This is a genomic window from Cognatilysobacter lacus (assembly GCF_008274655.1).
GTDB lineage: Bacteria > Pseudomonadota > Gammaproteobacteria > Xanthomonadales > Xanthomonadaceae > Cognatilysobacter > Cognatilysobacter lacus.
This window is the reverse complement of the sequence record NZ_VTRV01000241.1, coordinates 1-2,161: the sequence shown is the minus strand read 5'-3', so window position 1 is coordinate 2,161 and position 2,161 is coordinate 1. Positions and strand designations below refer to the sequence as shown.

Here is a 2,161-nt window from a genome sequence, read left to right as displayed (position 1 = left end):
TTCTGCCCGGTCGCCGCAGCTGCGGCGGCGGTTCCGTACCGGGTATGGGCGTCGCACGCCTGATGCGATTTGCGAGCCGCGCGGCCCTAGAGCTGGCCGGGCATCGGCGCGTCGTGGTGCACGCCGAGCGGCCGCGCATCGTGGCTCATCTCGAGCCTGATCAGCTTCGCGCGCGAAAGCCGCTGCGAGACTTCGAGCGGCGCAAACATCGAGTCGCCCACGTCGTACGCATCCACCTGGCGCGGTGCGCCGCGACGGTCATGCCGACCGAACTTGCGGCGGTTGTATTCCGCCCAGCCGACCAGAAGCGCGATCGCAATGAGCGCCATGACGCCGATCGCCAGGAACACTCCGTTGTCGATCCGGTTGTTGCGCACGTAGATCTCCACGAAGGCGGTGCGCACGCCGAGGTACCACGCGATCGCCGTGAGCACCGGCAGCCACAGGTACGCGTAGATCATCCAGGCCACCAGCGTGATGGCGCCATGCAACGTCCGCGTCGCCGTCGGCACGCGAGTCTCGGGCCGGTAGATGAAAGGATGCTCGACGGGGTTCTGCGCGTTCATCGGTAGCCTCGATCCGGGCTGGTCCATGTGGCGATGCCACGGGGTTTGGAAAACAGCGTCTTGGGTACTGCGACGATGGTGGTGAACAGGCTCAGCAGCCAGTAGGCGAGCGGATACCAGATGATCCAGAAGAAGTTCCAGCCCAGGCCCTTCTCGTAGCGCCGGTCGATGAACAGGCTGATGGCGAACTGCAGCAGGCAGGTGACGCCGAGTACCGCACCATGCCAATGCGGGATCAGGCCGCCTGTCTGCAAGCGCGGTGGCACGTTGAAGAAGTAGCTGAGCAGCCACAACACGATCGACAGCAGCATCACATAGGCCCACACCACGCTGAGCAGGTACTCGAGTACCACGCCCCACATGCGCCGGCGGCGCCAGTTGTTGAGCGACCTGGCATGCCGCGTCAGCACTTCCACGCCGCCGCTCGCCCAGCGCAGGCGCTGCCTCCACAGGCCTGCGAACGTTTCCGGCATCAGGATGTACGCCAGCGCATTCGGCTCGTAGCGAATGTCCCAGTGGTCGATCTGCAGGCGCCAGCTGACATCGATGTCTTCGGTCACCATGTCGTCGGCCCAGTAGCCGATGCGGTGCAGGGCCGTCTTGCGGAAGGCGGAAACCACGCCGGATACGGTGAAGATGCGTCCGTACGCGCGCTGCGCGCGCTTGATCATCCCGATGATCGAGCTGAACTCGCCCACCTGCATCTTGCCGAGCAGCGTCGAGCGATTGCGGATGCGCGGGTTGCCGGTGACGGCGCCCACCCGCGGGCTGCTCACCAGGTGCGACACCAGCCATTGGGTCGCGTTGGGATCGAGCAGGGCGTCGCCGTCGATGCACACCAGGTATTCGCTGCGGGAGGCGAGCGTACCCATGCGCAGGGCGTTCGCCTTGCCGAGATTGCGGTCGAGGTGGATGACGCGCAGGTTCGCGTGCTCGGTGGCGAGGCGGTCGAGGCGCGCCCCGGTGTCGTCGCTGCTGCCGTCGTCGATCGCGATGATCTCGAAGCTCGGATAGTGCTGCGCGACAAGCGTCGCCATCATTTCATCGACGCGTGGGCCCTCGTTGAAGCACGGCACCAGGATCGACACCATCGGGTAGGCCTGCATCGCCGGCGGATTGTCCGGCCCCGCGTGCTTGCGCTCGCGGCGCACGTAGTAGTAGACCCCGCCCGCCATCCAGAACAGCGACATCACGATCGGATAGAAGAAGGCGAAGTTGAACAGGACGCCGAGCACGTCGAAATGCTCCATGTCAGCGCTCCAGGTAGGGGAACGCGCGCGCGCTGATCGCCGCCCGCGCGGGTTCGAGTGGGGGTTGGTCGGCCAGCGCGTTGTCCTTGGAATAGGCGACATGGCGCGCGCCACGCGCGATCGCGCGGCGGACCTCGGCTTCCAGCTCGGCCGAAGCCACCGCGTGCGTGGCGTCGCCCGCGTCCAGCACGAAAATCGTGCGATCGAGCGCGCCCGGCACGTTGGCGACGGCGGCGACGAAACGGTCGACGTCGCCTCGACTGGCGCGCATCCCGGACGGCAGCATCAGCGCGACGAGGTCGTTGTCGGCGAGCAGCGCGGGCAGGCGGCTGGCGAGGTCGGCGT

Annotated in this window: 2 protein-coding genes and 1 pseudogene; all 3 read right to left on the bottom strand. The window is 66.7% G+C overall.

The window, feature by feature from the left end; translation table 11 throughout:
• Positions 1 to 86 precede the first annotated feature (86 nt).
• Positions 87 to 566 (bottom strand): poly-beta-1,6-N-acetyl-D-glucosamine biosynthesis protein PgaD, encoded by a 480-nt coding sequence (gene pgaD / locus FW784_RS13670; RefSeq protein WP_187770831.1) that lies wholly within the window; start codon positions 564 to 566, stop codon positions 87 to 89.
• Positions 563 to 1,816 carry a poly-beta-1,6-N-acetyl-D-glucosamine synthase gene (gene pgaC / locus FW784_RS13665; protein WP_149353874.1) on the bottom strand — a complete coding sequence of 418 codons (1,254 nt, stop codon included), beginning with the start codon at positions 1,814 to 1,816 and terminating at the stop codon, positions 563 to 565. The genes pgaD and pgaC overlap by 4 nt, the downstream gene beginning before the upstream one ends.
• A gap of 1 nt (position 1,817) precedes the next feature.
• Positions 1,818 to 2,161 (bottom strand): annotated as a pseudogene (locus FW784_RS14510) (hypothetical protein); the annotation flags it as partial.